The sequence below is a fragment of the Bdellovibrio bacteriovorus genome, assembly GCF_002208115.1.
Lineage (GTDB): Bacteria > Bdellovibrionota > Bdellovibrionia > Bdellovibrionales > Bdellovibrionaceae > Bdellovibrio > Bdellovibrio bacteriovorus_C.
On the sequence record NZ_CP020946.1, the window covers coordinates 734,740 to 761,512 of the forward strand.

The window sequence follows — 26,773 nt, forward strand, 5'->3', positions numbered from 1 at the left end:
TTAAACTCCCAAGATACAAATAAGGATGATGTAATGAACCAGAAGATAAACGCCGCTGATATTTCTAAAGAAAGCCGCCGTTTTGCGTGATTTACGCAAAAGATAGGCAAGGCTCACGGCCACATAGATTGTCAAAGCAATCGGCGGCCAGAGATTCGGGTGCAGGAAGTAAATCAAGGCCACACCCAAAACCGCCTGGCTGATGGAAAGGGCCCAGGCTCCGGTGCATCCAAAAATATTGGAATAGCTGGGAACATGGTCGCGCTCTTCTTCCGGGGCGAAGGTCTTTCGGGCAAATTCAAACAAGTTGAAGAAGAACCAGTTCATCAAAAAGAACAGGCCGTGCTCTGTCTTCAACTGGCTCAGGTCCATGCCGGTCATGGCAATCCCTGCCGACAATCCCAACAGTGCACTCACAAAGGTGTGAGACACCGCATAGGTGGTCAGGTGCGGGCGCAGCAGGTCACCGATGAAGAACTCTTCATACATCATCAGGCTGTATCCGATGGCAATGGCGTGCACCAGGAAAGGTGAAAGCCCCAAAGAGCCTGCGATCCCCAGTTCCAACAGTATCAGAAGCAGCAGCGCTTTTTTGACCTGTGCCACGGACAAAACCCCGCGCGCCAGCGGGCGGGTGGGGTTGACCTTCAGGTCGACCTCATAGTCCTTGATTTCATCAAACAGGCGCATGCGGAAAAAGAACGACAGCATCAGAACAAAGACCACTGCGAAGCGGGACCAGCTCCAGTCCTGCCCCTGAGAATTGGTCAGATACAGTCCGTTGGCCCATGAGAATAAGAATATCATGGGCACGTAAGAGGCCGGACTGAATCTTTCTTTAATCAGAACCCACCACTTAGCCAATGACGACTCCTGGCTCTTTCAGTTGGTCGCGCAATACTTTGTATTCCACTTTGGAATGATGGCGCGGGTCCATTGGAACCTTGTTGACGAATTTGATCTCATCGACCGGGATTTTGTTTTTTTCAAAGACACGCTGGATTTCTTTTTTTGCGGCGGCAAAGTCAAATGTCGCAGCATCGATGCCTTCTTTAAGTTCGACCACGGCATAAGTGGCCTGGCCCAGCTTCGCATCATCCATGCCCAGGAAAGCACAGCGGTATGTGAAGTCCATACGCTTTAAAAGAACCTCGGCACGCACCGGGAAGTAGTACTTGCCCGCTCGTTCGATCGCGTTGTTCACACGGCCCACGATCCACAGGTTTTTGTCGGGATCGATGTAAGCCAAGTCACCCGTGCGGTGCCATACGCGGTTCTTTTCATCCATAATTTTGGTGGTCTTGAAGGCGTCAGGGTTGTTGTAATAGTCCCGGCAGACGTGGTCCCCGGTACAGATGAATTCCCCGACTTCACCATTTGGCACTTCGATCTGGGACCACGGAGAATCCTTCAGCTCGATCGGGCCGTCTTTGATGCGGATGAAGCGATAGTCAATGTCTTCACTGATATGGCCGACATTCACACCCTCCTCGATGATCTCTGGATCGGTGATGTTGCTTTCTTTCAGCATGTCGCGGCCTTCAATGTGGGCCATCGGTTCAGCTTCCGTGGAGCCGTACAGAATCCACAGATCTGTTTGCGGGGCGATCTCATAGAAGGCTTTAACGTCATCCTTGGAAATCGGCGCACCGCCGGTCACCACACGACGCAGTCCGGTCAGTTGAATGTTGTTCTCTTTGCAGAACTTCGCAACGCCGACCAGCATGCTCGGGGACAGAGTCGTGCAGTTGATATTTTCGTGAAGGATCTGACACGCCAGCAGGGCTGAGTCGTGGGCCGCGGGGGCCGCCAGATTCAGCGCTGGTAAGATGGTGGTCACTCCGGATGCCAGATTGTTCAAACTGAAAATCGGGAAGGCCGGCATGTCCTTGTCTTTCTCGGTGTACGGAATCACGTGGGAAAGGGCATGGTGCTGGGCCGACAGGAAGCGGTGAGTGCGGTTGGCACCCTTTGGTTTTCCGGTGGATCCTGTTGTAAAGGTGATCAAAGCCGTGAATTCACTTTCGACCGGTTCAATCGGTGAAGGTTCCGCTTTCAACAGCTCTTCGAATTTGTGAGTGAATTTGTCACCCGGTCCGTACAGCACCCGAATTGGCATGGACTTGAACTCTGGCACCTGTTCCACCAGATCAAACGCCATTTTAAAACTGATCATGGCTTTGGGGCCCACGCATTCCGCGGAAGCGCCCAGATGGTGACTGCGTGCCCAGGAATCCAGGAACACGGCAATGGCACCAATGCGCTGAACTGCAAACATCGCGGTGTACATGTCCAGGCTCATCGGCAGGAAGATGATGACCCGGTCGCCTTTTTTAATACCGATATCCAGCAAACCCCGAGCAAAGGAGTTGATGCGGGCGGCGAAGTGGCGATAGGTGATTTCATCGTGTTTGATCGGGGTTTTTGGATCCCCGTTCCACTGCGCCAAGGCTTGTGGGTTTGCCCAGCGCAAAGCCACGCGTTCAGGGAACTCGCGCAGGTGTTTTTCCATGTAGGTGATGACGTTGTTTCTTCCGTCCTCACCCGGATAATAGCCAATTTTATGATCAGAAGCAGAGGCACTGCTGACCTCCGCAGTTAGAACGTTCAGGATGTCCTGAACGTGAGACCACAGCAGCCCATGCCCCGCATTGTCGACATGGACAATTTTATGGGAGGGGTACTTGGTGACGATTTCATTCTGAGCCTGATCCTGACTGATCTTGTCCTGACGGCCATAGATCACAGTTACGGGCACCTTGCAGACGTCGCCGGAAGACCACGGCAGAGCTTCCATTTTCATTTTGTTGGCGACAGTCTTTTGCCACAGCTTCCAGTCCTGCAAACGTTCTTGAACCTTGGCAAGATAGGGAAGGGTGTCGGCCTTGAGGGGATGAATCAGATCAGCAAAGAAGCTGTCTTTCGATTTTGAATGACTGGATTGAATCAGCTTGTCACCCAGAATCGGCAACTGCAGAAGCCCTTTGGCCACTGCTGACAGGGGGCGCTCGGGTTTGATGTAAGGGGTGACCAGCACCACCTGTTCAACATAATCCTGATATTTTGGCAGGGATTTCAAAATACGATAGCCACCCCAGGAATGACCCAGCAGAATTTTTTTGGATTTATCCTGAGTCAGCAGGCGGATCCACTCCTCGCTGTCGGCCTCCACGGCCAGCAGTTTGTAGGCTTTCGGATCCAGACTCTTTTGCAAAAGGCTCCAGTCCTCAGGATGGCCGGGGTTTCCGTGCAGAGCAATGATGGTTTTCATATTCTGACTCCTTTTGAACGAAGCCGGTAAAAGTCACGCAAGCGTGGATTGCTTCTGTAAACCGTTCTTTCAGTTTTCTGGTTCTCAAGACCCTGAATCTTACCTTGGGAGGCGAACTCCTGAAGGATCTGCGAGGCTGCTTTTGCTTCGAATGACGCTCCAAGATCCAGGGACTTTAGATAATCCTTTTTATCGGAGGGAACTTCCACGACCTTTAGCAAGGCGCCGTCGTCCAGTTTGGAGGTCATTTCATGAATGGAAAATCCTGCCGGGGTGTCTAAAAGATGGGCCCAAAAATCACACATCAGACCGCGCTGATCCGGCAACAGGCCGTGATGGATATTCAAACATCCCATTTTGGGAAGAGACAGCAGCTTCTTTTTAAAGAATGAGCGGGTGCGCGCATTCAGAATCAGATCTGGTTGCAGGCGTTCCAGCAGGGCCAGGGATGTTTCGGAATTGATGTCCTTGACGATGTACACCTTTTTGCCAGCGGCTTCATAGGCCTGCTTCTTTCGAGTCAGCGAATTATCGAAGAAGTTTATCAGCAGCTGCCAGCCCATGCGAGGGGCGGCCAGGCTCAGTATCAGCAGGAACGCTTTAACCAGAATATCCCAGCTGCGGTTGTCGATAACGACAAGAGCCTCGATATGAGGCTCTTGCGCCAACGGCAACGTCAGCTTGTCATAGTTGTTCGGAACAAATGTCACCGCCGAGGTGACCAGCAGTGTTCTCATAGATAGAGCTCTTCGATTTTTTCCTTATAGCGCTGATCCAGCACTTTTCTTTTCACTTTCAGGGAAGGCGTCAGTTCGCCGCCCTCCACAGTGAATTCATTGGGCAGAATGATGTATTTTTTGATGCTTTCAAAACTTGCCAGTTGGGCGTTGGTTTCAGCCACCGCTTTGCGGATCAGTTCGGCCACGAACGGGGATTGCACCAGGGAATTCCAGTCGGAATAACTGACTTGTTTTTCCTTGGCCAGATTCTCAACAGCCGGACGATCCAGCGTGATCAAAGCCACGATGTATTTCTTCTGATCGCCGTGAACCAGAACATTGGCGATGTACGGGGACAGACTTAGCAGCCCTTCCAGGCGTTGTGGGGCCACGTACTTGCCGCCGGCGGTTTTGATCAGATCTTTTTTACGGTCGGTGATTTTCAAGTCACCACCTGGCAGGATTTCGCCAATGTCGCCGGTGTGGAACCAGCCATCGGTGAAGGCTTCTTTGGTGGCTTCAGGATTTTTGTAGTACTCCTTCATCACCTTGTCGCTTTTAACCATGATCTCGCCGTCTTCAGCGATCTTCAGCTTCACTTCGCCAATCGGGCGGCCGACGCTGCCAAATTTGTAATTGAATGGAGTGTTCACCGTGATAGCGGCCGTTGTTTCAGTCAGACCATAACCTTCCAGAATCAACACACCTGCGGCGTGGAAGAACAATGCGATTTCACGAGGGATCGGTGCTCCACCACTGATGGCAAAGCGCAGACGTCCGCCGAAAGCTGTCGGGATCTTGTCCAGAACAAGTTTTTTCGCCAGTTCGTATTTTACCAGCAGATCCAGTGGCAAAACCTGGCCGCTCATTTTGTAGTCGCCCACTTTGGTGCCGACTTCCAAAGCCCAGTTGAAGATTTTCATTTTCAACGGCTGAGTCTGAATCTGTGCGGTCACCGCAGCATAAATTTTTTCAAAGATGCGGGGAACCGACATCAGGAATGTCGGACGAACTTCCGTCAGATTGCCACGCATTTTTTCCAGGCTTTCTGCAAAAGCCAGGGTGAAGCCGATATAAGCATGTCCCCAGTGTTCAATGCGTCCCAGAATGTGCGCATAAGGCAGGAAGGACAGGGAAGTGTCCGCTTCCGTGGCACCACACAGCGGGAAAGCTTCGCTGACTTCGCTGATGGCCTGAAGGTGAGTCATCACCACGCCTTTAGGGCGACCGGTGGTTCCGGAAGTATACAAAATAGTGGCGATATCTTCCTGGGTCAAAGAAGCGCAGAGTTCCTGGAACTGACTTGGGTGTTTTGTCAGATAGTCTTTACCCATCTGCAAAAGTTTCGGCCACGTGATCGCCTCCGGGTTCGGGCAGGTTTCGTCAAAGACGATGACCTTTTCCACTTTCGGGCATTTCGCCTTCACGGACTCGAATGTTTTCAAAGGTCCGCGGCTTTCGCAGATCAGAATGCGGGATTCAGAGTTGTTCAGAATGTATTCCACATCATCGGCGGTGTTATTCTGATAGATCGGAACAGTGATGGCTTTGATGCCGAAAATTCCCAGATCCGCCGTGGACCATTCCACCCGCGTGTTAGACATAATGGCAACACGGTCGCCGGGTTTGATCCCCAAAGACAGCAGGGCACAGCCAACAGCCTCGATATCAGAGTAGTATTCGTTCCAGCTTTTTTCTTTCCAGGAGTCGTTGACCTTGTACTTGACAGCCACATGATGAGGACTGCGGCTGCGCATGCTTAGAATGGAATGACCCAAAGTGGTGGGCTTCGTCATGATGAATACTCCTGGTTGCCGTAACTTTGCGACGAAGTGATTATTTCAGATACAAATCTACAATTTTTCTCTGGTCTGCTGGAACCGTAATTGTGGTTTCTGCAGAGAGTCCTGTCGTCTTGTTTCTAGCCTGTATTTTGACACCAACTTCAGCCTGAATCAGATAGGCATCTCCGGATGGTTTGATGCTGACTGGAACGCCGGCAATGCGAAGTTCCGGATTAGCACCGCCATTGACGATGTTGATAATCAGGGAAGCGACTCTTGGAAGTCGTTGAAGAGTTCCGGTGAAAGAGTACGCCTCGTAAGTTGGAGTGATGGTTGTCACCAGATCCGTGTAACCTTCCTTCACCAGTCGCAGACTGTAAGGAGTGTTGGCTTTCACCGTCTTGCGCACCGGTGTGAATTCTCCGGTGTCGTTGCCATCGATCACCACGCGGGCACCGCCCGGGTTGGAATAGATGGTGACTGTGTATTCCGGTGATGTGGCAGCCAGTTCGGTCTGTTGCAGGGTGCCGGCAGCCTGGGCATTGCCCGAGTTGGCCGGTTTTGGAGTCAGGCCTGCAGTGGCACCGGATTTACCCGGGGATTTTTTTGCAACGAAATTGGTGTAACCCCACCACAAGCCCACGACGACCAGCAAAGCACCCACGGCTTTCATCGCAATACCGGTGATGTCTTCCATGGAAGAACTTGGTGCCGGTCGGCCGATGGAGGTGCGTGTGCCCATTTGATTCACGCTGGAAGGCGTGCGTGTCATGGTGCCCGGACCCGAGGCAAAAGTGCCTGTCGCGGAAGTGCGGGTTTGTGTGATGTTGGTGTCTGTTGCGCCAGGCGCCTTCGGCATGGAAGGTTTTGGCGGCGTTTTCAGATTGTCCAGATTCACACGAATATCCGTGGAGGTATCCAGATCCAGACGCTCTTCGCCTTCGGCTGTTTCTGCCGGAGGTGCGTAGGCCGGAGGACGCTGAGGTGTGCGCATGTCGGTCTGAGTGACAATGGTTTTGTCTTCAGAAGTCGGCTGCGCCTGAACTTTGGCGAACTCCACCAGCTTGCGGCGCTGTTCAAGGAAGGCGGCCGAGAAGGCGTTCTTCATGAACACGCTGAAGTCGTGCGGGGAGAACTCAGGGTATTGTGTATTCAGGAAACGGTTCAGATCACGGTGGAAGGCCGCCGCAGTCTGATAGCGCAGGCTTTTGTCCTTCGCCAGGGCTTTGTTCACAATTCTTTCCAGTTCCGGTGGAACGGAAGGATTGATCTTTCTGATGGAAGGCACCTGACATTCACGGATCTTGCGCAGGATCGCCGCTTCACTGTTGGAAGTGAACAGACGGTCGTTGGCCAGAAGCTCCCACAGGACGATACCCATGGAGAAAATATCCGTGCGCGGGTCGATGGACTGGCCATCGGCCTGCTCAGGGCTCATGTAACCGTATTTGCCTTTAAGAGTCCCGGCTTTGGTGGCTTCCATTTGCGTTTCCGCTTTGGCGATACCGAAGTCGATGATCTTCACCTCACCTTCAAAGCTGACCATGATGTTCTGCGGACTCATGTCACGGTGAACGATGTTCAGCGGTTTGCCGGTGGTGCCATCGATGCAGCGGTGAGCGTGGTCAAGACCAGCCGCCACCTCTTTGATCATGTAAACGATCTGCTCGATGGTGAATTGGGTGTTGGTTTTTTTAAGCTCATTCAGAATCTGGCGAAGGTTGCGGCCTTCGACGTATTCCATGACAAGGAAAAACTGGGCTTTTTCAACCCCGAAATCGTAAATTGAGACAACGTTACCGTGATTCAGGTTCACGGCGATCTTTGCCTCTTCCTTGAACATCTCAATAAAGTCCTGATGATCGGAATATTGGGGCAGAATGCGTTTGATAGCGACAAACTTATTGACGCCCACTGCGCCTGTGGATTTAGAAAGATACACTTCCGCCATACCACCGGCGGCAAGTCTCTCTAGAAGAATGTATTTTCCAAATTGTTCCACAGCTTGAGACATGAAATCATGTTCCCCTTTGAGAAGACTATCGGTAAAATAAAAATAATCCTTAAGGAGTTTCAAATATGAAATGGATTGGACTGACCGGAGGTATAGCCTGTGGCAAGAGCACGGTCAGCAGAATGCTCCGAACTCACGACATTCCGGTGGTGGATGCTGATGAAATTGCCAAGGAAGTCGTGAAGCCGGGCTCTGCTGGACTTAAGTCCGTCATACAAGAGTTCGGTCCAGAGTTTTTGACTGCCGAAGGAGCCCTGGACCGACGCAAGCTTGGGCAGAAAGTCTTCGGTCATCCCGAGCTTTTGCACAAACTTGAAGCCATCACCCATCCTTTGATTCGTGAAGAGACCCGCCGTCGTCGTCGGCTGTATGAGGATATGGGCCATAAGCTGGCCATTTATGACATCCCTCTGTTGTTTGAGACCCGCGCGAAGGATCAGTTCGACGGTGTGATCGTGGTGTCATGCACGAAGGAACAGCAAAAAGAACGTCTGCGCCGTCAGAACTGGAGCGAGGATGAAATCGAGATGCGCATTGCTTCGCAGATTCCCCTTCAGTTTAAAGAGCAGGGGGCGGACTTTGTCCTGCACAACAACCGCGACGAGCAGCATCTGCTGCGCGAAGTGGAGCGGTTGCTGAAATGGCTGGAAGAACGTAAAAATCAGAACTGAAAATTGTAGCCGAACTGGGCATAGATATCCGGCCCGGTCACTGAAAAGCCGGTGCCGATCTCGCCGGTGAAGGTCTCTCCGGCGCCAATCCCGGCATGAACTCTCCAGCGGCGGATTTCAATCAAGCCCGTCACTCCGTCAGAAGATTCCAGATAAGCATTGCCCCCCAGACGGGCATAAGGCAAATAGCGGTCTTCTTCCGCAAAATACCAGCGGTGTCCCAAACCGAGTCCGAGGAATTCCTCAGTGTTGTAGGAAAGCTCATAGTCCCAGACTGGCAGCGGGGATTGTTTGATAAAGGCAAAGCGCAGGGCCACATAAGGGCCTTGTGTCCACTCGTCGCGCTCCAGATAATTTCCGCTCTGATATCCCAGCGACGTCTGAATCATAAATTCTTTTCGTTCTGCAAAATCTGAGACTTTTACAGATGCCAGATCAGGATCGTCCTCGCCTGAAAGCGGGGAGGTTTCTAAAGTGGTCGTTGTTGTGGGAGCAGCAAGGCTCTGAATTGAACTCACGACCAAGGTCAAAAAAAGGAGGCTAAGAAAAACTCGCATAAGACAAAGTATAAATTATGTCTACAATCAATGGTAAGAATTTTGGAGGCAAAACTTATGTTCAATAGAGGATTCCTGTTCCTCGCGGGCCTGTCTGCGATGATCACCACTGTATCGGCGCAGGCTGAAAGCATCAGCACCACCATTCACCATCATTATCAGGCTCCTCGCGCCTTGGGGATGGGTGACGCTTTCGTGGCGGTTGCCAATGATTATTCGGCTATGTTCTATAACCCGGCAGGTCTGGCTCGTCGTGAAGACGGTCAAATCAATCTGTCCCTGACTGCGGGGGGGACTCCGGGGGCGATGGACTTCTATAATGAGTTCTCGGACATCGATAAAAGCAATCAGACCGATCAGCAGAAACAGCAGGCTTATCTGGAGCTGATTGAAAAGAACTATGGCGAAGTTTATTCTATGCGTATCGCACCGATGGAAGGCTTCTGGGTTCGTCCGAATTGGGGTATTGCCCTGATTCCGGCTGATGTGTCGGTTGAAATGGCGATGCACCAGCAAGTCGGGCCTACGGTGAACACGACCGTCTATGCTGACACCACTCTGGCATTGTCTTATGCCGATGATGTCAAAGGAGTGGATCATGGTCGTCTTTCCTGGGGTGTGACCGGTAAATTTGTGAACCGTGGATTCTACAGCCGTCCGATCAGTTCCACGGATTTTGCCAACGGGGATGAGATCATTAAGAAAGAGGACATGCTGGAAGGCTACACGATTGATGCCGACATTGGTTTCCTCTGGACTCCGGAATTGCCGGATTCAGGCTTGTGGTCGGTGCTTCGTCTGGCCAGCCCGACTGTGGGTTTGGTGGTTCGTAACGTTGCTGAAACCGGGTTTGGTTCTTCTTTGAAGCTCTTGAATAAAGAGGGCCAGAACGGGGAACCGGAGAAACTGTATCGTGTGGTGGATATCGGGACTCGCTGGGAATACCCAAGCATGTGGATCTTTGGTGGGCGCGGAGTTTTGGATGTGCGTGATCTTGGACACCCTGACTTTAACTGGAGAAAAGGTGTTCACCTTGGTTTTGAATTCGACTGGACAGTTTCCACCTGGTGGAAAGGTCACTACAGAGTGGGCCTGAAAGAGTCATTCTGGACAGCAGGTATTTCCGCAGAGCTGGGGATCTTCAATCTGGATTTCGCATCCTACGCGGATGACGTCGGCACCCGCAACACCCCGGTTGAAAGCCGCGTCTACATGACCCGCCTAAACCTCGACTTCTAAAAGGTACCTGCTTACTTTTGCAGAAGCTCTGCAGCAAAATAGAAAACGGCCCACTTTAGGGCCGTTTTGCTATTTTTAAATCTGTATTTCGGACAAATGGCTCGATGCTTCTGCAAAAGTAAGCAGGTACCTTTTATGGTTGCCATTGGGCTAGCAGGGCTTGGCCGATGGCGTTGATGTCTGCGGTGGACATGTCAATGCCGGCACTAGCGGCTGCCTGGTTGATGTCGCCACAGATGTCAGAGTTGGCGTTGTTGGTTCCGCCACAAGTTACGGAATACACCGTCTGAATCGAAGAGCCGATAGCTTCGATTGCTTCCACAGCGGCAGGCGAGTTCGGATCAGCGATAATGTCGTTGATAGCGCCTTCAATCGCTGCTGTATCACAGCTTGCGATGTCACCACCACAAGAGCCCAGATTCAGAAGTTCGGCGGCATTGGAAAGAGCCGTCGCACTTTTCGCCATGGCACCAATCAAAGCCAGACCTTTTTGACCGGACTGGTTGCAGTAGTTGGCGGTGTCGTTCACAAGACTAACATCGCCAAAGTTCAATGCGTTCAGCATATCTGTTGGACCGCCGCCTTCACTGATTGCAGTCAGGGCCGTAGACAGGTTGGCAGCAGAGGTGATGCCGGAGGAAATAAATCCAGCCGCACATCTTAATGTATAAGCGTTCGGGGAGGTGATCCCGTTGATTTTGCTCATGCAGGCTTGGGCGGAAGCGGCATCTCGCGCTTCGTCCAGACAGAACTGGGCTTCGGCGATCATGTCTTTCTCAGTTTGTTCACCCTCACATCCCGTGAGAAGAGCTGCGCTCAATCCTAGAATCATGGTTGCGATTTTCTTCGAAAACATCCTGGATACTCCTTGGTCTTAGGTACAGAGAACTTATCGGAATTCATCCGGGGTCCTTAACTCACAATCGACAATGGTCGTGAATTCGTAACGAATATGTAAGCAGGACCTTTGAATGTATTTTTCTGAAACGTCTCAATGTGATCCCCTGTTCGACCGATAAGGATGATGACTTGTTTCGATGTTTTTCAATCGGGGTATCTATGAAAAGGATTTTGTGGATAACGCTCATTCAAATGTTTCTTTTGATGGTATTCACGCCGGAAGTGAATGCACGTGAGCGTCATAATTTTTATAGTGGTGTGCGCTGCCTGGGAATGGGCGGAGCCTGTCTGGCTGTAACCAATGATGAAACCGCTTTGCTGGTGAATCCGGCAGCGCTGGGTAAACTGCGTGATTTCTATGGGACGATCTTCGATCCTGAAATTGAATTTGGTTCAGAGACTCAGGGCTTCTATGCGGATCAGTCTTTTTCAAATCCCTACAGCTTAGAGGACGTGCTGGGCGCATTGGATAAAAAACGCGGCACTCCCTATCATGCAAAACTTCAGGTGTTCCCGTCCTTCGTGGGCAGAAATTTCGGAGTGGGGATCTATGGTAACTACACTCTGGATGCCACGATGGCGGCCGATGGCAGCACCGTCGATGCTTATTATCGCAATGACCTGGCATTCGTTCTGGGCTTTAACTTCCGCTTCTTTGATGGACGCGTGAAGCTGGGCTTCAACACCAAACTGATCAGTCGGGTGGAAGTGGATGATCCGGTTCTTTCTGCGACGGGCCCGATGAGTTATGACTCCATCGCCAGTGAAGGTGTGGGGCTTTCAACAGATGTGGGTTTGATTCTGGCGGCACCGTGGAAAATGATTCCGACATTGTCGGCAGTTGTTCGTGATGTGGGTGGCACCAGCTTCGATCAGGCCCATGGTGTCCGATTAGACACAGCCAACCGTCCCAATTTGGTGAAGCAGGACATTGATGTCGCAGCAGCAATCTTTCCGATTCATTCTAATTACGTTCGCTCTGCTTGGACGGTGGAGTACCGTGGCTTATTAACATCAGGGGATGAAGAGGACAAAGCCAAATTGATCCACGGCGGTCTCGAATTGAACTTCGGGGATGTGGTTTTTGCCCGTGCCGGATATAATCAAAGATATTGGACCGCTGGTATGGAGCTCGCCTCCGAACGTTTTCAGTGGCAGTTTGCCACCTACGGCGAAGAGATCGGCACCTCAGATTCACCCAAAGAAGACAGACGATACACCGTCAAGTTCGCATACCGGTTTTAAGGATGAAGCATGAAAAGTGTTAAACAAGCTTTCATAATTCTGCTGAGCCTGGTACTGACCACCTCCTGTGCCCAGCCAAATCTGCTGACCGATGTCTCGGACACCGATTCAGACGATGCACTTTACTATGAGGCCAAGAAAAAGCTCGATGCTCTGGAGTGGGACGAAGCCATTGATATTATCGAAAATCAACTGTCGCCTTCTTACGCTGCGAAAGTCAGCGTGAAGGAAACTTTGGCCGGAGCTTATGCCGGCAAATGCGGCTTTACTTTCGTGGATATCATCAGCGGCATGCAAAACAGCCCGTCTGCGAATATCTTCCCGTTCTTTGTTTCGATTTTCGGGGGCAATACACTTGATACCGCTTCCTGTGATCAGGCGATTTCCATTATTTCGAGTTTGGGTACGGTTTTGCAGCGCACGCAGGATCAGAATCTTTTCATGACCATTCTGGGAATTGCCCGGATAGGAACCACCTTGGGTGCTAAGTTGGATCCAACCAATGACGGCGTCGCTGACGGTGTCTATAATACGGACTTCAGTGTCTGCCATAACTATTCGGGTGCGCCGGGCACCGCCACAGCCACCGATGGCTGGGAACAACCCGGCCCAAGTCCGCAGAATCCACTGGCAATCCCGGCACCGGTTGTGGCGCCAACTCGTTCAGTCACTGACACCGAAGCCAAAAAAGTGGCCTCTGGAATTGGCCTGATTTTTGAGAACATTTCCGCGCTGGCCTCTGTACTTTCCGGTGACAATTCCACGCTGACAGCTTTGCAGGATGCGCTCACTCAGTGCGAGGATGTGGCCGGGGCCGGCAACTGCACCGCGACCAATGAGGCGGCGGTGACTCCGGAACTGCTCTACACAATCCGCGTGCTGATGGATGCCAACGGCATGGGGTTTGGGACTTGTGATCCTACTAAAGTTTATCCTGACGCGGCGGCATGCTGCCCTCGTCTGAAGATTCCGGGGTTCTGATGATGAAGTTCCTGGCGTCTTTCATTCTTTTGCTTCTGGGTCTGTCAGCGCAGGCGCAGGAAATCAATCAGATGTATCGTCCTATCCGCTCTCTGGGGATGGGGGGTACAATGCTGACGACAGTTCATGGGTCGGAGGCGCTGTTTTCAAATCCGGCGGCGATGGGTAAAATCGAGGGTCTTGATATTCATCTTCTCAGCGTGGGCTTGGGGGGACGAGTGCCAAGCACTGAGGACCTTGATGCCATCGAAGGAATCGACTCCAATGACCCGTCCACTTACAACGACCTGTTTGGACGCCGTCTGCATTTCCTGGGAACGGGAAGTGCCGCGATTGCTTTACCCTACATAGGCTTTGGCTATTACACCGACTATACTCTTTCTTTGGAATTGCATAACCCCGGCTATCCCGAGTTCACGACGTACTTCCGCAACGACTCGGCTTATTATATCGGCGGAGCTTATCCGCTGGGACCGAAGACCTTCCTGGGCCTGGCAATGAAGCGCGTGAATCGCTGGGGTGGAGACGTGCAAGAGCTGGGTCTGACGACCGTGGCCAACGCGGGTGACATCAACGCCATCATGGACGAATTTGAAAACAAGGGTACCGGCTATGGCGTGGACATCGCCTTGCTGACTCAGGCGGACACTCCGCTGAATCCAACCCTGACCGTGGTGTGGAAAGATGTGGGTAACACGGCTTTCGAAAAAACTGCCGGGGCGGATGCTCCGTCGCATATTCCTCAGAATCTGGGGGCGGGGGTGTCCCTGGGCTTTGATCTTCCGGGTCTTGATTGGATTGTGGCTCTGGAAGGCCAGCACCTTTTGGATCCGGACATACAGATCGGAAAAAAGTTGCATTTGGGGACTGAGATTTCAATTCCGTTCCTGGATATCCGCGCTGGTATCAATCAGGGGTATTTCTCCTATGGTGCAGGCTTTGATTTCTTTATTTTCCGTCTTGATGCTGCAAGTTACACAGAGGAGCTGGGTGTTTACCCGGGCCAGAGTGCTGACAATCGCATCATGGTGGGCCTCAGCATTGATTTAAGCTTTGATGCTAACTTCAAATTCACGGATAATAGCGGCAAGAAGAGAAAACTGAAACAACGCCGGTAATCCTGAATGCTGAAAGTAATTTCCATTGAAAGCAGATCTCAGATTTCTGAGATCTTCGCCAATTACAATCCCCGCGAGCAATCCTGGCTCGTGTCGGATCTGCGCACCAAATTTGAACTTCAGCAAAAAATCCTGGGCCGTGATGGCCAGTACATCGATGAATCCGTTCTGCGTGCCAGTGACCTGTGGAAGATGCTGCTAAAGCGTCTGGATCCGGGGCTTCGTCTGGTCAGTGATCCGTTTGCGCGCTCGCTTCTGCGCACAATCATGGATGAACACGCCGATGTTCTGGGTGTGAATTCCTCTGCCGAAGACACTGTGTTTAGTTATATCGATCAGATGGCGGCTGTCATCTTTCACCCGGAAGGCACTGAACGTCTGAAGGAGTGGTTTGAAAGCCACTCGGAAGCTCAGAACCGTTGGCAGGAATGGTATCTGCGCGCGCGACTTTGCGCGAAGATGCTGGTCGATGGACACCGTGTGATCACAGCCGACTGGATCACCGCGTACCTGCAAACCTTCCCTGATCTGGAAAGAGTCTGGAGCATGCCCTTGATCGTGGATCTCAGCGGAGAGATCACGCGGGTGGAGGCTGAGCTGCTGCAGGCGCTTTCCCGTTCGGTTGATGTCGTGGTGCTAGAACCAACCCCTGCCTGGCGGTCGGACTTCCACTTCCTGTTGCAACCTTATGAAGACCTGCGTGCGATGAGCACGGCAGTGCAAAAGCTTCCGGCGGTGGTGCGTGGGGAAAAGAAATCCGAAGTTCTGCGTTTCTCAGGGATGCTGGCTGAAATCAAACACAGTGTCGGGCAGGTTCGTCAGTGGCTGGATCAGGGCATTGCCGCTGAAAATATCGCCGTTATTGCCCCGGACATTGAAACCTATTGGCCGGTGCTTCAGGCGTATCTGGCTGAAGAGGGCATTCCCGCGCAAAAAGACATCACTCACAAGGCACAAAGCCTGCCTTCGGTGACCCGTTGGCTGGCACTGCTCAGATCCAAAAGCGGCCGACTATCGACTTCGGATCTGGAGATTTCATTCTTTGAAAAAGAAGAGGCCCAACAACTGCGCTACGAGGAGTTCCGGTCCCTGTTTAAGAGCCTCTATGTCAATGAGGATCTGGCGCGCAATGAAATCGTGCATAAGGTCTTTTTCGAACAGATGGATCTGGGCGGTTTCTTAAAGCGCGATGAATTTGTCGCTAAAGCTTTGTTGTCCTGGAATTCCGATGAAACCGATATCGTGCAGGTTGTTTTGCGTGAACTTCTGCAAAACGCTGTGGCCGGCACATCCCTGACCTGGAAAGAATGGTTGAGCTATCTTGAAAGCATCGTCGCTGCCAAGGAATACACTTTGGAAAAAGGCGAGCCTCGCGGGATCATGGTGACGAAACTGATGTCGGCCCACAGTGAAAAAGCCCGTCGTCGTATTTTCGTGGGCTTGACTGATGAAGCCCTGAAGGGTCGCAACAAGACCCAGCTTTCAGGACAAGACTATTTTGAACTGGCCAAAGACATTGGATTCTATCTGGACAATCCGGATCAAAGCGATCTGGAGTTTGAGTTGCGTTTGCTGGCAGAAGCGGAAAGTGATGAAGACCTTTATTGCTTCGGCGCCACGGACTTAAGCGGTTCCCTGTGTTCACCGGCCACTTTCTGGATGAGCCTGCAGGGCGAGCACGAAAAGCTGACGGTGCCTCTGGAAACCCGCTGGGACGAATTGCAACACTCGACACAGCGGGGGGAGCGTCCGCTGCTGGCTGGAAGAAAAGAGCTGGTAGAACAAAGAATCCTTCAGGATCTGGGCAAAGTTCCCTTTGCCACAATTACATCGCCAGAATTGCCACGCATTTCGGCGTCGGCGGTGGAAAGCTTCCTGGAGTGTCCGTTTATCTTCGCGGCACAAAGATATTTCAAATTAAAAGACCTGCCGGACATTGATCTGGATGTGGATCATCGCACCCGCGGGCAGTTAGCCCATGCCATCTTTGAAAAGCTGACGATTGAGCCCATGCGCTTTGACTGGAAGGTTGAAGAGCTGGATCAGTTGCTTGAAACCGTGCGGGTAGAAAAGAAGCTGGTGTTCGCAGACGAGCGTCTGTGGATGCCGCTGAAAAAGAAACACGTACAACTGGGTCTGCGCTTCCTGGATTTTGAAAAGCGCTGGCGCGAGGAGTTTAAGAAAACCCGCACCATCGGACGCGAAAAACGTTTTGAGTTTTATCTGGACCCGCAGTCCGGGGATGTTTCCACTGAAGCCCGCGACAACTGCTTCCGCATTTCGGGGCAGATTGACCGAATCGACAGCGATGGCGGCCAGCAGCTGGTGGTGGTGGATTACAAAAGTTCTTCGGGCGGGATTTCCGCCCATGGTTCGTGGTTGAAGAATCGTGAGTTGCAGCTGCTGTTCTATATGTGGGTTCTGGAAAAGGGCCTGGTGCAGGACGTGCAAGGTGAAGTCATCGGATTGTTCTATTATGTTTTCAGAAACTTTGAGCGCAAGGGCTTCAAGGTCGATGACCTGGCCGGCGTTCTTTACCCGGCCAACAAACGCAAGGACAAAAACGCCACCTTCGAGGCCAAAGAACGCTATCTGACCGAGTTCAGCCAGATTCTGATGACGACTTTGGGCCGCATCAAGAATGGTGAATGTGATGCGAAGCCGGCTGATTTCAAAACCTGTACTAGCTGTGAGTGGAGGCGACAATGTCGGGCACCACACCTGAATTAAGAAATATCATCCTGCGTGCCGGTGCCGGTGCGGGGAAAACAACGACTTTGACCCAGACCTTCCTGGATTTTGCGAAAGCTTTTAAAGCCAAGGATAAAAAGTTCCCGCGGATCGTGGTGACGACCTTCACCCGCAAAGCCACGCAGGAACTGAAAGAGCGTCTTGTTGGAAAAGCGCTGGTTGAAGAAGAGACCGATGAAAAGAACAAAGGTTTGTTCCAGTTTGTCAGCTCCAAGTCCCAGGTGCAGATTTCAACCATTCACGGGGTGCTAAGCCTGTTCTTGTCCCGCTATGGTTCCTCCATCGGACTGACTCCGGACTATAAAATCATGAGCGAATCCGAGATTCGCAAGGGCGCACGCAAGATCATGCGCAAGTACCTGCTGGAAAACCCGCAGTTGCAGGAACTTTTGGAAGAATATGACTTTCAGACTCTGGAAGGGGCCCTGCTGAAGTATTTCGGCGAACAGGTGATCTTTCCGGGAATGACCTTCATCCGTCGTGGCGAGATGGAAAAAGAAACCGCCAAGTTTGTGGCTGATATCGGCGGGGCTTTGCGCCGGGTGTGCCTGGAAATTTCCCAGGAAACCAGCAATGACAAGTGGGTGGATTATGCCGGTGCCATGACTGGTTTTGACTGGAATGCTGCCAACGGGGATTGGGAGGGCTTCTTTGCCCGCCTGGAGTCCTTCTGGGAAAACATCAGCAAGCCTGTCTTCCGCAAAGCGACTCCGCCATTCAGTTTAAGTCTGAATGAAGAGCTGGAAGAGCTGCGAGACCGTGTTGATCGTTTGTTGGCTGAACCCCGCTATCGTCCCGAATACTGGGATCGTCATGAAAAGAACTGTGCGCTGTTTGAAGAACTGGCACAGAACTTCTGTCGCGACTTTATGCAGACCAAGCTGGAAAGCGGTCTGCTTTCGATGAGTGATCTTGAAACCTTGGCCTCCAAGATCACTTTGGATCAGCCCGAAGCTGCAGTGAAGTTTTCCCAGGAATGGGACTTCTGGATGGTCGATGAATATCAGGACACCAGCCCCGTGCAGGTGGAGCTATTGCGCCATCTTGTTGGGGAAAAGCCGGTGTTCATCGTCGGGGATCCTCAACAAAGTATTTATCTTTTCCGTGGCGCCCGTTCAGAGGTCTTCCGTGAAAAGGTGGCTGAAATCGAAGCCCAGCAGGGCGACGTGCAGGTCAAGCTTGTGAACTATCGCTCTTCCCCGGAAGTGCTGGAGTTCTTCAATCATTACTTCACTCGTCTGGGTTCGCAGTTTGCTGCGATGACCCCGGATGAAAAGAAACCGAAAAAAGGCCCCGAAGTTCCAGTCGTGCAGGTTGTTCTGTCTGAAACCGGTGACGAGGATGAAACCTCGGCCGAGATCCTGGCCACTGTTGCACGCATTCAGGAGCTGTTGCAGGCTGGAACCAGTCCGGAGCAGATCTGTGTTCTGGGGCGCACACATAGAACTTTGGAAGACATTGCCAAGGTCGCGCAGGAATACGGTGTGCCTTTGCAGCTTCACAGCGGCAGCGGATTCTATGAGCGTCGTGAGGTGCTGGATGCTTTGGCGGTTCTGAAGTTCCTGGTGAATCCCCATGACAATGCCAACTTTGTGGCGCTTTTAAGATCGCCATGGCTGGCGCTGCCGGACAGCGAGATTCTTTCTTATTGCCATTCGTTCCGTCATTCTTTCTGGAAAGAAGCACAAAAGGGTCTGGATCAGAAGCCTGAAATCCATCCGCTACGGGTGATGAAGGCTCTTTTGGCGCAGGCTGAAATCAAAGGCTTGTCCTGGACACTGAAAAAGGCCCTGATTGATCTGGGTCTGTTTGATTATTCCGCACGTATTGATTCCACCGGCCGTCGCGAAGCGAACCTGTGGAAGGTTATCTCTTTGCTTTCGCAGGAAGAACGCCGTCCGGGTTTTAACTATCTGGACTTCCTGGATTCGAGTCTTGAAACACTTTCGACCGATGAGGGTGGCGAGGATGCGGATGCGACTCCGGTGATTGAACCCAAACGTGTGAACTTTATGACGGTCCACGCGTCCAAAGGGTTGCAGTTTGATCAGGTGATTTTACCGGGCATGGGGAATGACCCGCGCGCCAGTCATGCGCCGGTTTTGAGCATTCATGAAAAGACCGGACAGTGGTCTTTGAAAGTGCGCAACGAAGAAACTCAAGCCATGGCCGGCAGTGTGTTGGCCGATCAGATTGTGGAAGAACTGCGCAAGCGTGAAACCGAGGAATTCAACCGTGTTTTGTATGTGGCTTTGACCCGTGCCAAATCCGGAGTGACGTTGCTTTGGGATAAAAAGGTCGGGAAGAAATCCTGGGCGGCCCATTGCCCGTTGAATCTGGAAGAAGGTCTTCACGAGGAAAAAGATTTTTCTTACGTTGTACGCAGCGAGAATCCTCAGCCGCAAAAAATGTCCGAGCAGGACCTCGCGGAAAAGGACCTGCGCCCGCAATGGCAGGCGCAAGCATCTGAAAAACGAAAGTATATTTCTGTCACCGAGCTGGTGACGCCGGAAGGTGTTCAGGCTGGGGGTGGTTACACACCGAAGGCCTCTCAGTTGGGGTCGGGCTTGGCCCGGGCTCAGCAGGGGACTAATGCGCACCGTTTGTTTGAAGCTTTGAAGTTTACCTCCTTTGACGAGCTTCTGAAGATTTCAGACGAGGATTTGAAGAAGCCTTTGCAGTTCCTGGCCAAGACCCCGGAACTGCCACTTCTAAGAATCATTAATGAGGGATTTGTCGAGTGGGGGTTTGCTCTAAAGTACAAGGACGCCCTGATGCAGGGGCAGATCGATCTTTGGGGTGTTGTGGACGGCACGTTGTGGATGGTGGATTACAAAACCGGATCCCAACGATATTCAGACACTGCTTTCAGGCAGTTGGAGGCCTACACCTGGGCGCTGTATCGTATGAAATATCTGGATAACGTGCAGCAGGTGAAACTGGCGGTTGTTTATCCTGTGGACGAAGTGGTCAAGATCGAAACTTTGGGCAGTCTCAAAGAGTTGAACGAACGGCTTGAAAAGAGCATCGATAACTATTTCCTTGTCTAGGAATTGAGGGTTCCATATCATTTTTGATATGAAAACAAAACCATGGTCCCTCATCATCCTTGCTTTGCTTCACATCCTGGCTCCGGCAGGTAACCTTTTGCTGAATGCACTACGTTCCGGAAGGACGCTGTCTCAGCAGTGGACGTACTGGTTTGAGGTTCTGCCAAAACCTTTGGTAGCTCTTTATGTTCTGGTGCCGGTGTTGGCGGGGATCTTTATTTTCATCTGCCGCCGCTGGAGCTACTGGGCTTATCTTGGTTGTCTGCTGGTGATTCTGCTTTCAAATATCTACAGTTATTGGACCAATATGAACAAGAGCACTCTGGTGCTTTTGTTGGTGGTGGTTTTGATCGATGTTCTGGTGGTGGCTTACTTTGTGGTGCCTTCCGTTCAGAAAGTTTATTTTGATCCACGCATGCGCTGGTGGGAAGCGGCTCCTCGCTATCACTTCAATCACATGGGCTCTGCCAACGGGCAAAAAGCCTTTATCAAAAGTATTTCTCAGGGGGGCTTGTTTCTGTCTTCCGCACCGGAACTGCATGAAAACGATACGGTCGAGATGGAGTGGAACTATCAAAGCCAGCACATCAAGGTGAACGGAACTGTGGTTTATAAAAACACCCGCACGGATATTCCGGGTTACGGTGTGAAGTTCAGCCATTCTGATGAATCCGAAAAGCAAGTCAAAGCCCTGGTGGCCAAACTTCGTGGGGAAGGGTTGATTATCTCTGAGCGTTTGCCAGGACCGGAGGACAGCTTCGGTGTGTGGCTGAAGAAACTTCTGACCAAAGGGGAAGGTCTGTTCCCGAAAGCCAGAGTTTAAAAAATAAAAAAGGGAGGCTTTAAGCCTCCCTTTTTTTGTTCCGGGACTATTTGCTGCGAATGTATTCGCACTTGGCAACAGCATCGCGACCCACGCCGAAGGCAATACCTTCGAATTCCTTGCGGGTCAGAGTCAGCACACGGCCTTTCTCAGAAATTTTCATGGAGACACCGCTCTGCACGCGGCTGGCAGGCACACCCAGGAACTTGTTAACTCCGCTGTATTGGAATGTCAGAGTGCCGTTTTTATAGGTCACTTTTTCCTTCCCTTTGGAAGAGCTCAGCGCCTCGCCGTGAGAACCACTGACTTCGCGAGCCTCGCCATTCACAACACCTTTATAAAGTGGCATATAGGTGACGTCGGCGCGATAGAATTCCAGTTCAGATTCTTCGTTCTCAGATATGATCACTCCGTCATAGCAGAAGGTTTCACCATTGATGTCAGACGCATTCAGGTCGTAACGACCGATGAATGAACTGACGTCAGCCAGGGCGGAAGAAGCACTTAGCAGAAGGGCTGCAAACACTACTTTTTTCATAAAAACTCCGGGTTCATGCTTGGTTTATTGTTTGGTTCAAGTCACTTGTCTAAAACAAAAAAAGGCGCGGATTCCAGAGAGAGGGGAATCCGCGCCAGGAGAGCCTATTGATTATCTGTTGTACTCTGGGTTTGTCATCAGAGTCAGCTTGTTCAGGAACTCAAGGTTCTTCATGATGATGCCGTAGGAAACTTCCAGACCGCCGCCATCAACCAACTGGGATGAAACGTCACCCAGTTGAGCCAGAACTTCCAGACCCTGCTGCTTGCTCAGAGCTTCGCCAGCAGTTTTCATTGCTTCGTTCAGAGCGTTGAAGTCCAAAGCCAGTAATGGAAGAACTTCTGCCAATTGAGCTGTCTGAGCTGCCAATTCCTGAGCTGCCTCTTGAGCGCCCTGTTGTTTAGTCAGAACCGCTACAGAGATAGAGATCACCTGCTCATTCAGTTGAGTCATCAACTCAACTTGTTTTTCAATGCTCAGGTTCGGATTGGCTTTAACCATTTCAGCAGAAACGATTTTGCCATCTTTGTTCAGCTCGTTCAGTTTCGCCGTCAGAGCCGTCTTCGCTTCAGTCAGTTTCGCTTCCATCTGACCTTGAGTCAGAAGGTTCTGAAGCTGAAGGACCGCCATTTTCTGCATCAGTGGGTTCAGAACTTCTGCATTCTGGATGAAGAAGTTTTTCTGAGCCGCCACATCAACCAGAGTCTGGGAAGCCAAAGCGTTGTCCAAAGCCCAGAAGCTCAGACGAGTTTTGGATTTCTCAGATACACCGAGCTGGCTCAAAGCCGTTCTGTCAGAAGGCGCTTTACCCAGGCTGCTGCCAACTTTGAACAGAGTTGCAAAGTTGTCTTTGTCACGCAGAGTGGATGCTTCCAGATTCAGGATGCCGTAAATACCGGCATAGAATCTCATGGAAGCCGTCACCGTCGCTTTTTCACCCTGGATTGGCTGCAAAGTAACGTCTTCGTTAGAGAACGTCGGCTGCAGTTGATCCAGCATCATGCCCGTGATTGTGTTCACGAACAGGCTGTTTTCCGGGCTCATGCCAAGGATATACTTTTCGAAATCCAGGAACGAGAACTGGATGCTGTTGTAGTAGTACTTGTATGAAGGGTATCCCTTCATAGTCAGCATTTCCATGGCCGTGATTTTTTCGTACTCAAGGCCTACAGTGTCCAGACGGTCTTTGGTTACAGAGATGTCCTGGATTGCACGTTTTTCAACGATCGCAACATCCATGGAAGTCTTGCCAGTCTCTTCACCCTTTTCGTTCACTTCTTTCTTCTCGTAAGGAACCGCAATGAAACGGTCCGCGCTCTGGAACAGGGAGTTCGCATCCGGAGTGTTGATCAGTTGCGTGTAGAACAGGTACGTCTTCAAAGAAGCCTGTACGTAGTCCTGGATCGCAGGGTTTCTGTTGTCAACAACCAGCATGTAGAACAACTCGTCCATGAACTTGCGCATACGGAACTGGTAGTAAGAGGACATGGAGCTTGCACGGATGGAAGTTCCAACATCGAATACCAGGCGGTCCCAAGAGTGGAACGAATTCACGTACATGCTTTCCCAGTCGTTGATATTGGATTCAACGATCTCTTGAGCGGAAGTACCGAAGTCGTGACGCTCACACGTAGGCTCGTAACCAACGTCTTTGTCTGTGCAGTACATGTACTCTTTCACCACGCCCTGAACCTGGTACTTGTTGAAGTTAGCCCAGCCGTTTTTGGCGAAGTTAGCTTTGATCGTGTTCACGTGCAGGTACTTGCCGTTAACAAGAAGTTTCTTGGAAGCAGCGTTACCTTCAAGCTTCGCGATCATTTCTGGAGTCGCTTCAACCAAGCCCAGGTGCGAAGCACGCAAAGCGCGGATGTCGTAAGTACCCAGACCATCCCAGTTGAACTTGCCTGGAGTCAGGTAGTCCATGATGGAAGAGTAGTTACGTTTGCTTTCAGTGCCGTCTTCGTTAGCGAAGTTCGCTTTGTCGAAGGAACCGATGAAGTTGTGAGTCAAACCCTGGGAGTGACCCATCTCGTGACCCAGTGTATTGATGATCTCGATCTTCAAAGCCTGGTTGAATGGCATCGCGATAAAGCTGGAGTCAGCCAGTTCCGCGGATGTTTTCATACAACCTGGAGCGTTCTGCATCGTCGCCATCATTTTGGCGTGGATTTCACCCATTTTAACAGTTTTAGCCAAAGTCGCTTTTTCTTTCGCAGACAGCTTGGAACCCTTTGCCGCCAGCATTTCACGAGCCATCACTGTCTCGATTTCACGAGGAGTCATGCCCGGTTTTTCAGACAACGCCTTGTGAACTTTGTTCATCCAAGCGTCCTGAGTCTGCGGAGAAGAGAACTTGAAGTTGCTGTCGCCACCCAAAGATTTACGCTCAGCCACCGCCGCTTTCAGGATGTTCATGGAAGCGCCGATGTTCTTAGCCTTCATTTTGGACTTGGCATCAGTCTGGGCACCTTTGACCATGTTCACCATGTTACGTGTGAATTGAGTCGCAGCGACCGCTTTGTCCTGGGCTGTGCCTTGCTGAGTCTGGGCTTTTTTAGCTGCCTCAGCCTCTTCAGCCTGCTGTTTAGCCAACTGAGCGCGAGCCTGTTCACGGAAGCTCTCTTTCATTTTGTCCCAGTCTTGTTTGATCTTCATGTTGCGGAAGTCCGCACCCACGCTTTGCAGCATGTTACCAGCATAAAGGATCAAAGAGTCAGCAACCACGATCGCAGAGCGAGGGTTGAAACCAACCTGAGATACTCCCAGGATGCCGTGGTCAGCAGGTTTGTTCTCGAAGTGGATGATGTTCTTATCAAGGTCACCCAAGTGAGCTTCCACACCGTTTTCACCGGCGATCTGCATTTCGATATAGTCACCAGAGCGCTCCAAAGCGGAACCTTTAAAGGCTTGTTTGTAAGCAAAGTTCCATGCCTTCACCAGCTCTTCAGTGGATTCGATGTAAAGCTTGCGCATTTCAGGGTTATCAGTTGGCAAACCAGTTACTGTGTAAACCAGTTTCTTGCCGTTTCTGAAATCGTGGACCATCGGCAGTGATTTTTCAGTGCCTTCGCGACCACGCAGGTTGTTCTTGTCAGGATTTGCCTGACCGATAGTCCAAACACCGTAGCCCAGTGCATTTTGTGCAGAGAACGGGATGGATTCAACAAACGCTTTGTCAGTAGAACCGTCATTCAATTTGAAGGATACGCGTTCTTTTACGCGAACCGCTGCCTGGTAACCTGGAGTTCCGTTGTAATCATCAAAGGCCTGGAAGTCACCGATGCAACCCCAGCGAAGACCTGTGGAGTACTGCTGAGTGAAGCTCAACACACCCTGATCCAGTTTCATGTTGACGTCCATTACCTGTGCATCAGCGATACCAGTCAGGCAACCGTCATAGATAGCAGCGTAAGGGGATTTGTCCTGTGGAAGAGAATTCTTCGTCCAGTCCAATTCCATGTAGTCAGCATCTTTACGGGAAGTTTCAACCAGACGAGCCATTGCGTATTTCGCGCCGGTAGCGTCCTTTTCTTCCAGTTTCAGGTATTTCACCGGCAAAGACATCAGCTCTTCATAGTCCACTGCGTTTGTGCCGGATTTGTAGTTGGCGATCAGGTCCGCCTTGCGAACCACTACGCGGGATTCTTCAAGGTCGAACTTAACGATAGTCAAAGAACCGGCCATACCAGCAGCCAAACCTGGGGAAGCAGCAGAGAATGCCACGTCTTCGATCGTGCGCTTATAGAAGAATTCTTTGCCTTTAACATCAGCAATTTTGATTGTAGTGCGCGGGTCGAACTGAGTGTTCGCCTCTACTTTTTTAGCTTGTACGTTTTGAGCGATCTGAACCAGACCTACAGAGTCACCAGCACGAACCTCTTTGAAAGAGATCGTTGCGTCCTGGTTGCCTTCGTAGTCAACAACTGGCAGTTCCGGGCGTACATATGTTACTGGAACATCGTAACGCAGAACCAGGATACAGTTTTGTTGAGCATCAGCCGGAAGAGCTTTTACGATTTCTTCGGTACATTGACGAACGTTGGCGTTTTTAGCGCCGGATTTCAACTGAGCCAATTGAGAGTCAGTCAATACAGTTTTACCAACCTGACCCACTTCAAACACATGCAAAGCATCCACATCCAGCAAAGTCAGGATGCGAGTGTCTTTTTCAAGGTTCACCGGGATCTGATAGTCAGAGTTCAAAGTGCCAGCAGTCATCAACTTATTGTTGATTTTGTTCATTACGAATGTGCGGTCCAGATCGCCGCGAGAAGCCGCGTCGATACCCACCGGCATACGATCAGCCGGGTTGATGGACACCTGGATGTGAGTTGCATCAGCCCAGTCAGTTGTTTTCATGCGAAGAGTGGAGGTCTCTTCGTTCAACTGATTTTTAACTCTTTGCAAAACACCGTAACCATTGATTTTGAATTTGAACAGTGGAACCAGCAGAGTTGCAGACTTCTGGGAGAGAAGAGCCTGCTTTTCTGAACGGATCTTTTTCAAGGAAGCCACCATGGACTTCGCTTTGCTGTTGTCTTTGGATTTCTGAAGTTGCTTTTGAAGCTGAACTTCCTCTTTCACCTGGGCCAGGTGTTTTTCCAGATTGGACAACTCAGAAGTGTCAGTCACGATTTTGTAAGCTGTCACGAACTGCTTATCAACAGAGAAAGTGATGGAGTACTTCTGGCCAGCCTGACCGGACATCTCCAGACCTTTAAACATATATTTAAGACGTTTTGGAACCTGGGAGTCGCGAACCGCAACCACACCTTTTTCCGCCGTCGCTTTGGAGGAATCCCCCAGGCTTAAAGTGGAGAGACTGTCATCAGTCTGAACTTCATACTGAGAGTTCTCAGTTTGCAGCTCAGGGATGTCACTGATCGCAAAGATGTTTTCCTGGGCTTCTTCCGGCAAAGCGGCGTCCCTTTTCTTTGTACAACCAGTAGCAAAGATTGCCAGAGCCAGCAGGGCTGTGAAGGCCTTTGCGTATTGAGACTTGTTAGACATAACTCTCTCCATTCCTAAAATGTCACCTCTCGGGACCCATATCGAATATAAAGGTCTTCGGGAAATGACTCTCTCCTAAGAGGATATAAATGCATTGAAGGT

The 26,773-nt window shown here is 51.1% G+C and carries 17 protein-coding genes; 8 read left to right on the forward strand and 9 right to left on the reverse strand.

Annotation, left to right across the window (positions count from 1 at the left end; genetic code table 11):
- Genes B9G79_RS03620 through B9G79_RS03640 form a run of 5 tightly spaced genes read right to left on the reverse strand, consistent with a single transcriptional unit; the run spans position 1 to position 7,788 of the window.
- A complete protein-coding gene (locus tag B9G79_RS03620) occupies positions 1-864 on the reverse strand; it encodes a UbiA family prenyltransferase (RefSeq protein WP_232469103.1) in 864 nt (287 codons plus the stop codon).
- On the reverse strand, positions 857-3,271 hold the full coding sequence (locus tag B9G79_RS03625; RefSeq protein WP_088564341.1) for an alpha/beta fold hydrolase: 2,415 nt from the start codon (positions 3,269-3,271) through the stop codon (positions 857-859). The genes B9G79_RS03620 and B9G79_RS03625 overlap by 8 nt, the downstream gene beginning before the upstream one ends.
- Positions 3,268-4,008: a formyltransferase family protein gene (locus B9G79_RS03630; protein WP_088564342.1), complete on the reverse strand. Its 741-nt coding sequence runs from the start codon at positions 4,006-4,008 to the stop codon at positions 3,268-3,270. Before B9G79_RS03630 ends, B9G79_RS03625 begins: the two co-directional genes overlap by 4 nt.
- Complete coding sequence (locus tag B9G79_RS03635; protein WP_088564343.1) at positions 4,005-5,786, reverse strand: AMP-dependent synthetase/ligase; 1,782 nt, start codon at positions 5,784-5,786, stop codon at positions 4,005-4,007. The genes B9G79_RS03630 and B9G79_RS03635 overlap by 4 nt, the downstream gene beginning before the upstream one ends.
- A 40-nt stretch (positions 5,787-5,826) precedes the next feature.
- Complete coding sequence (locus tag B9G79_RS03640; RefSeq protein ID WP_088564344.1) at positions 5,827-7,788, reverse strand: protein kinase domain-containing protein; 1,962 nt, start codon at positions 7,786-7,788, stop codon at positions 5,827-5,829.
- Between the two features lie 65 nt (positions 7,789-7,853).
- Here B9G79_RS03640 and coaE point away from each other — a divergent pair, with 65 nt between their 5' ends.
- Positions 7,854-8,459, forward strand: a complete 606-nt coding sequence (coaE, locus tag B9G79_RS03645) for a dephospho-CoA kinase (protein WP_088564345.1) — start codon at positions 7,854-7,856, stop codon at positions 8,457-8,459.
- On the opposite strand, the gene B9G79_RS03650 is transcribed toward coaE, so the two are convergent.
- A complete protein-coding gene (locus B9G79_RS03650) occupies positions 8,450-8,848 on the reverse strand; it encodes a hypothetical protein (protein ID WP_232469105.1) in 399 nt (132 codons plus the stop codon). The two genes, coaE and B9G79_RS03650, sit on opposite strands and share 10 nt — an antisense overlap.
- 225 nt (positions 8,849-9,073) lie before the next feature.
- Here B9G79_RS03650 and B9G79_RS03655 point away from each other — a divergent pair, with 225 nt between their 5' ends.
- A complete protein-coding gene (locus tag B9G79_RS03655) occupies positions 9,074-10,255 on the forward strand; it encodes a hypothetical protein (protein ID WP_232469107.1) in 1,182 nt (393 codons plus the stop codon).
- A 133-nt stretch (positions 10,256-10,388) separates the two neighbouring features.
- On the opposite strand, the gene B9G79_RS03660 is transcribed toward B9G79_RS03655, so the two are convergent.
- Positions 10,389-11,111, reverse strand: a complete 723-nt coding sequence (locus B9G79_RS03660) for a hypothetical protein (RefSeq protein ID WP_088564348.1) — start codon at positions 11,109-11,111, stop codon at positions 10,389-10,391.
- 203 nt (positions 11,112-11,314) lie between these two features.
- Between B9G79_RS03660 and B9G79_RS03665 the strand changes: the two genes are divergently transcribed.
- Genes B9G79_RS03665 through B9G79_RS03690 form a run of 6 tightly spaced genes read left to right on the forward strand, consistent with a single transcriptional unit; the run spans position 11,315 to position 21,123 of the window.
- Entirely contained in the window at positions 11,315-12,400 is a 1,086-nt protein-coding gene (locus tag B9G79_RS03665) for a hypothetical protein (protein WP_232469109.1), read from the forward strand.
- Between the two features lie 9 nt (positions 12,401-12,409).
- Entirely contained in the window at positions 12,410-13,381 is a 972-nt protein-coding gene (locus tag B9G79_RS03670; protein ID WP_088564349.1) for a hypothetical protein, read from the forward strand.
- Entirely contained in the window at positions 13,381-14,499 is a 1,119-nt protein-coding gene (locus B9G79_RS03675; RefSeq protein WP_232469111.1) for a hypothetical protein, read from the forward strand. Before B9G79_RS03670 ends, B9G79_RS03675 begins: the two co-directional genes overlap by 1 nt.
- Positions 14,500-14,505: 6 nt before the next feature.
- Complete coding sequence (locus B9G79_RS03680) at positions 14,506-17,229, forward strand: PD-(D/E)XK nuclease family protein (protein ID WP_088566765.1); 2,724 nt, start codon at positions 14,506-14,508, stop codon at positions 17,227-17,229.
- Positions 17,205-20,300, forward strand: coding sequence for a UvrD-helicase domain-containing protein (locus B9G79_RS03685; RefSeq protein ID WP_088564351.1), 3,096 nt, complete (start codon positions 17,205-17,207; stop codon positions 20,298-20,300). The genes B9G79_RS03680 and B9G79_RS03685 overlap by 25 nt, the downstream gene beginning before the upstream one ends.
- Before the next feature lie 28 nt (positions 20,301-20,328).
- Positions 20,329-21,123, forward strand: a complete 795-nt coding sequence (locus B9G79_RS03690; protein WP_088564352.1) for a PilZ domain-containing protein — start codon at positions 20,329-20,331, stop codon at positions 21,121-21,123.
- Positions 21,124-21,169: 46 nt separating this feature from the next.
- Here B9G79_RS03690 and B9G79_RS03695 read toward each other — a convergent pair whose 3' ends face one another.
- Together B9G79_RS03695 and B9G79_RS03700 are read right to left on the reverse strand one after the other, a co-directional pair.
- The gene (locus tag B9G79_RS03695; protein ID WP_088564353.1) at positions 21,170-21,661 is read right to left on the reverse strand and encodes a hypothetical protein; all 492 of its coding nucleotides are present in this window, start codon (positions 21,659-21,661) and stop codon (positions 21,170-21,172) included.
- Positions 21,662-21,772: 111 nt separating this feature from the next.
- On the reverse strand, positions 21,773-26,671 hold the full coding sequence (locus tag B9G79_RS03700) for a zinc-dependent metalloprotease (RefSeq protein ID WP_232469113.1): 4,899 nt from the start codon (positions 26,669-26,671) through the stop codon (positions 21,773-21,775).
- Positions 26,672-26,773: the final 102 nt, after the last annotated feature.

Excerpts from the sequence above, each read along its gene's own strand:
- B9G79_RS03650 (WP_232469105.1), bottom strand. The coding sequence starts at position 8,848 with ATGATTCAGACGTCGCTGGGATATCAGAGCGGAAATTATCTGGAGCGC.
- B9G79_RS03665 (WP_232469109.1), top strand. The coding sequence starts at position 11,315 with ATGAAAAGGATTTTGTGGATAACGCTCATTCAAATGTTTCTTTTGATG.
- B9G79_RS03640 (WP_088564344.1), bottom strand. The coding sequence starts at position 7,788 with ATGTCTCAAGCTGTGGAACAATTTGGAAAATACATTCTTCTAGAGAGA.
- B9G79_RS03700 (WP_232469113.1), bottom strand. The coding sequence starts at position 26,671 with ATGTCTAACAAGTCTCAATACGCAAAGGCCTTCACAGCCCTGCTGGCT.
- B9G79_RS03695 (WP_088564353.1), bottom strand. The coding sequence starts at position 21,661 with ATGAAAAAAGTAGTGTTTGCAGCCCTTCTGCTAAGTGCTTCTTCCGCC.
- coaE (WP_088564345.1), top strand. The coding sequence starts at position 7,854 with ATGAAATGGATTGGACTGACCGGAGGTATAGCCTGTGGCAAGAGCACG.
- B9G79_RS03655 (WP_232469107.1), top strand. The coding sequence starts at position 9,074 with ATGTTCAATAGAGGATTCCTGTTCCTCGCGGGCCTGTCTGCGATGATC.
- B9G79_RS03670 (WP_088564349.1), top strand. The coding sequence starts at position 12,410 with ATGAAAAGTGTTAAACAAGCTTTCATAATTCTGCTGAGCCTGGTACTG.
- B9G79_RS03685 (WP_088564351.1), top strand. The coding sequence starts at position 17,205 with ATGTCGGGCACCACACCTGAATTAAGAAATATCATCCTGCGTGCCGGT.
- B9G79_RS03630 (WP_088564342.1), bottom strand. The coding sequence starts at position 4,008 with ATGAGAACACTGCTGGTCACCTCGGCGGTGACATTTGTTCCGAACAAC.
- B9G79_RS03680 (WP_088566765.1), top strand. The coding sequence starts at position 14,506 with ATGCTGAAAGTAATTTCCATTGAAAGCAGATCTCAGATTTCTGAGATC.
- B9G79_RS03635 (WP_088564343.1), bottom strand. The coding sequence starts at position 5,786 with ATGACGAAGCCCACCACTTTGGGTCATTCCATTCTAAGCATGCGCAGC.
- B9G79_RS03675 (WP_232469111.1), top strand. The coding sequence starts at position 13,381 with ATGATGAAGTTCCTGGCGTCTTTCATTCTTTTGCTTCTGGGTCTGTCA.
- B9G79_RS03625 (WP_088564341.1), bottom strand. The coding sequence starts at position 3,271 with ATGAAAACCATCATTGCTCTGCACGGAAACCCCGGCCATCCTGAGGAC.
- B9G79_RS03690 (WP_088564352.1), top strand. The coding sequence starts at position 20,329 with ATGAAAACAAAACCATGGTCCCTCATCATCCTTGCTTTGCTTCACATC.
- B9G79_RS03660 (WP_088564348.1), bottom strand. The coding sequence starts at position 11,111 with ATGTTTTCGAAGAAAATCGCAACCATGATTCTAGGATTGAGCGCAGCT.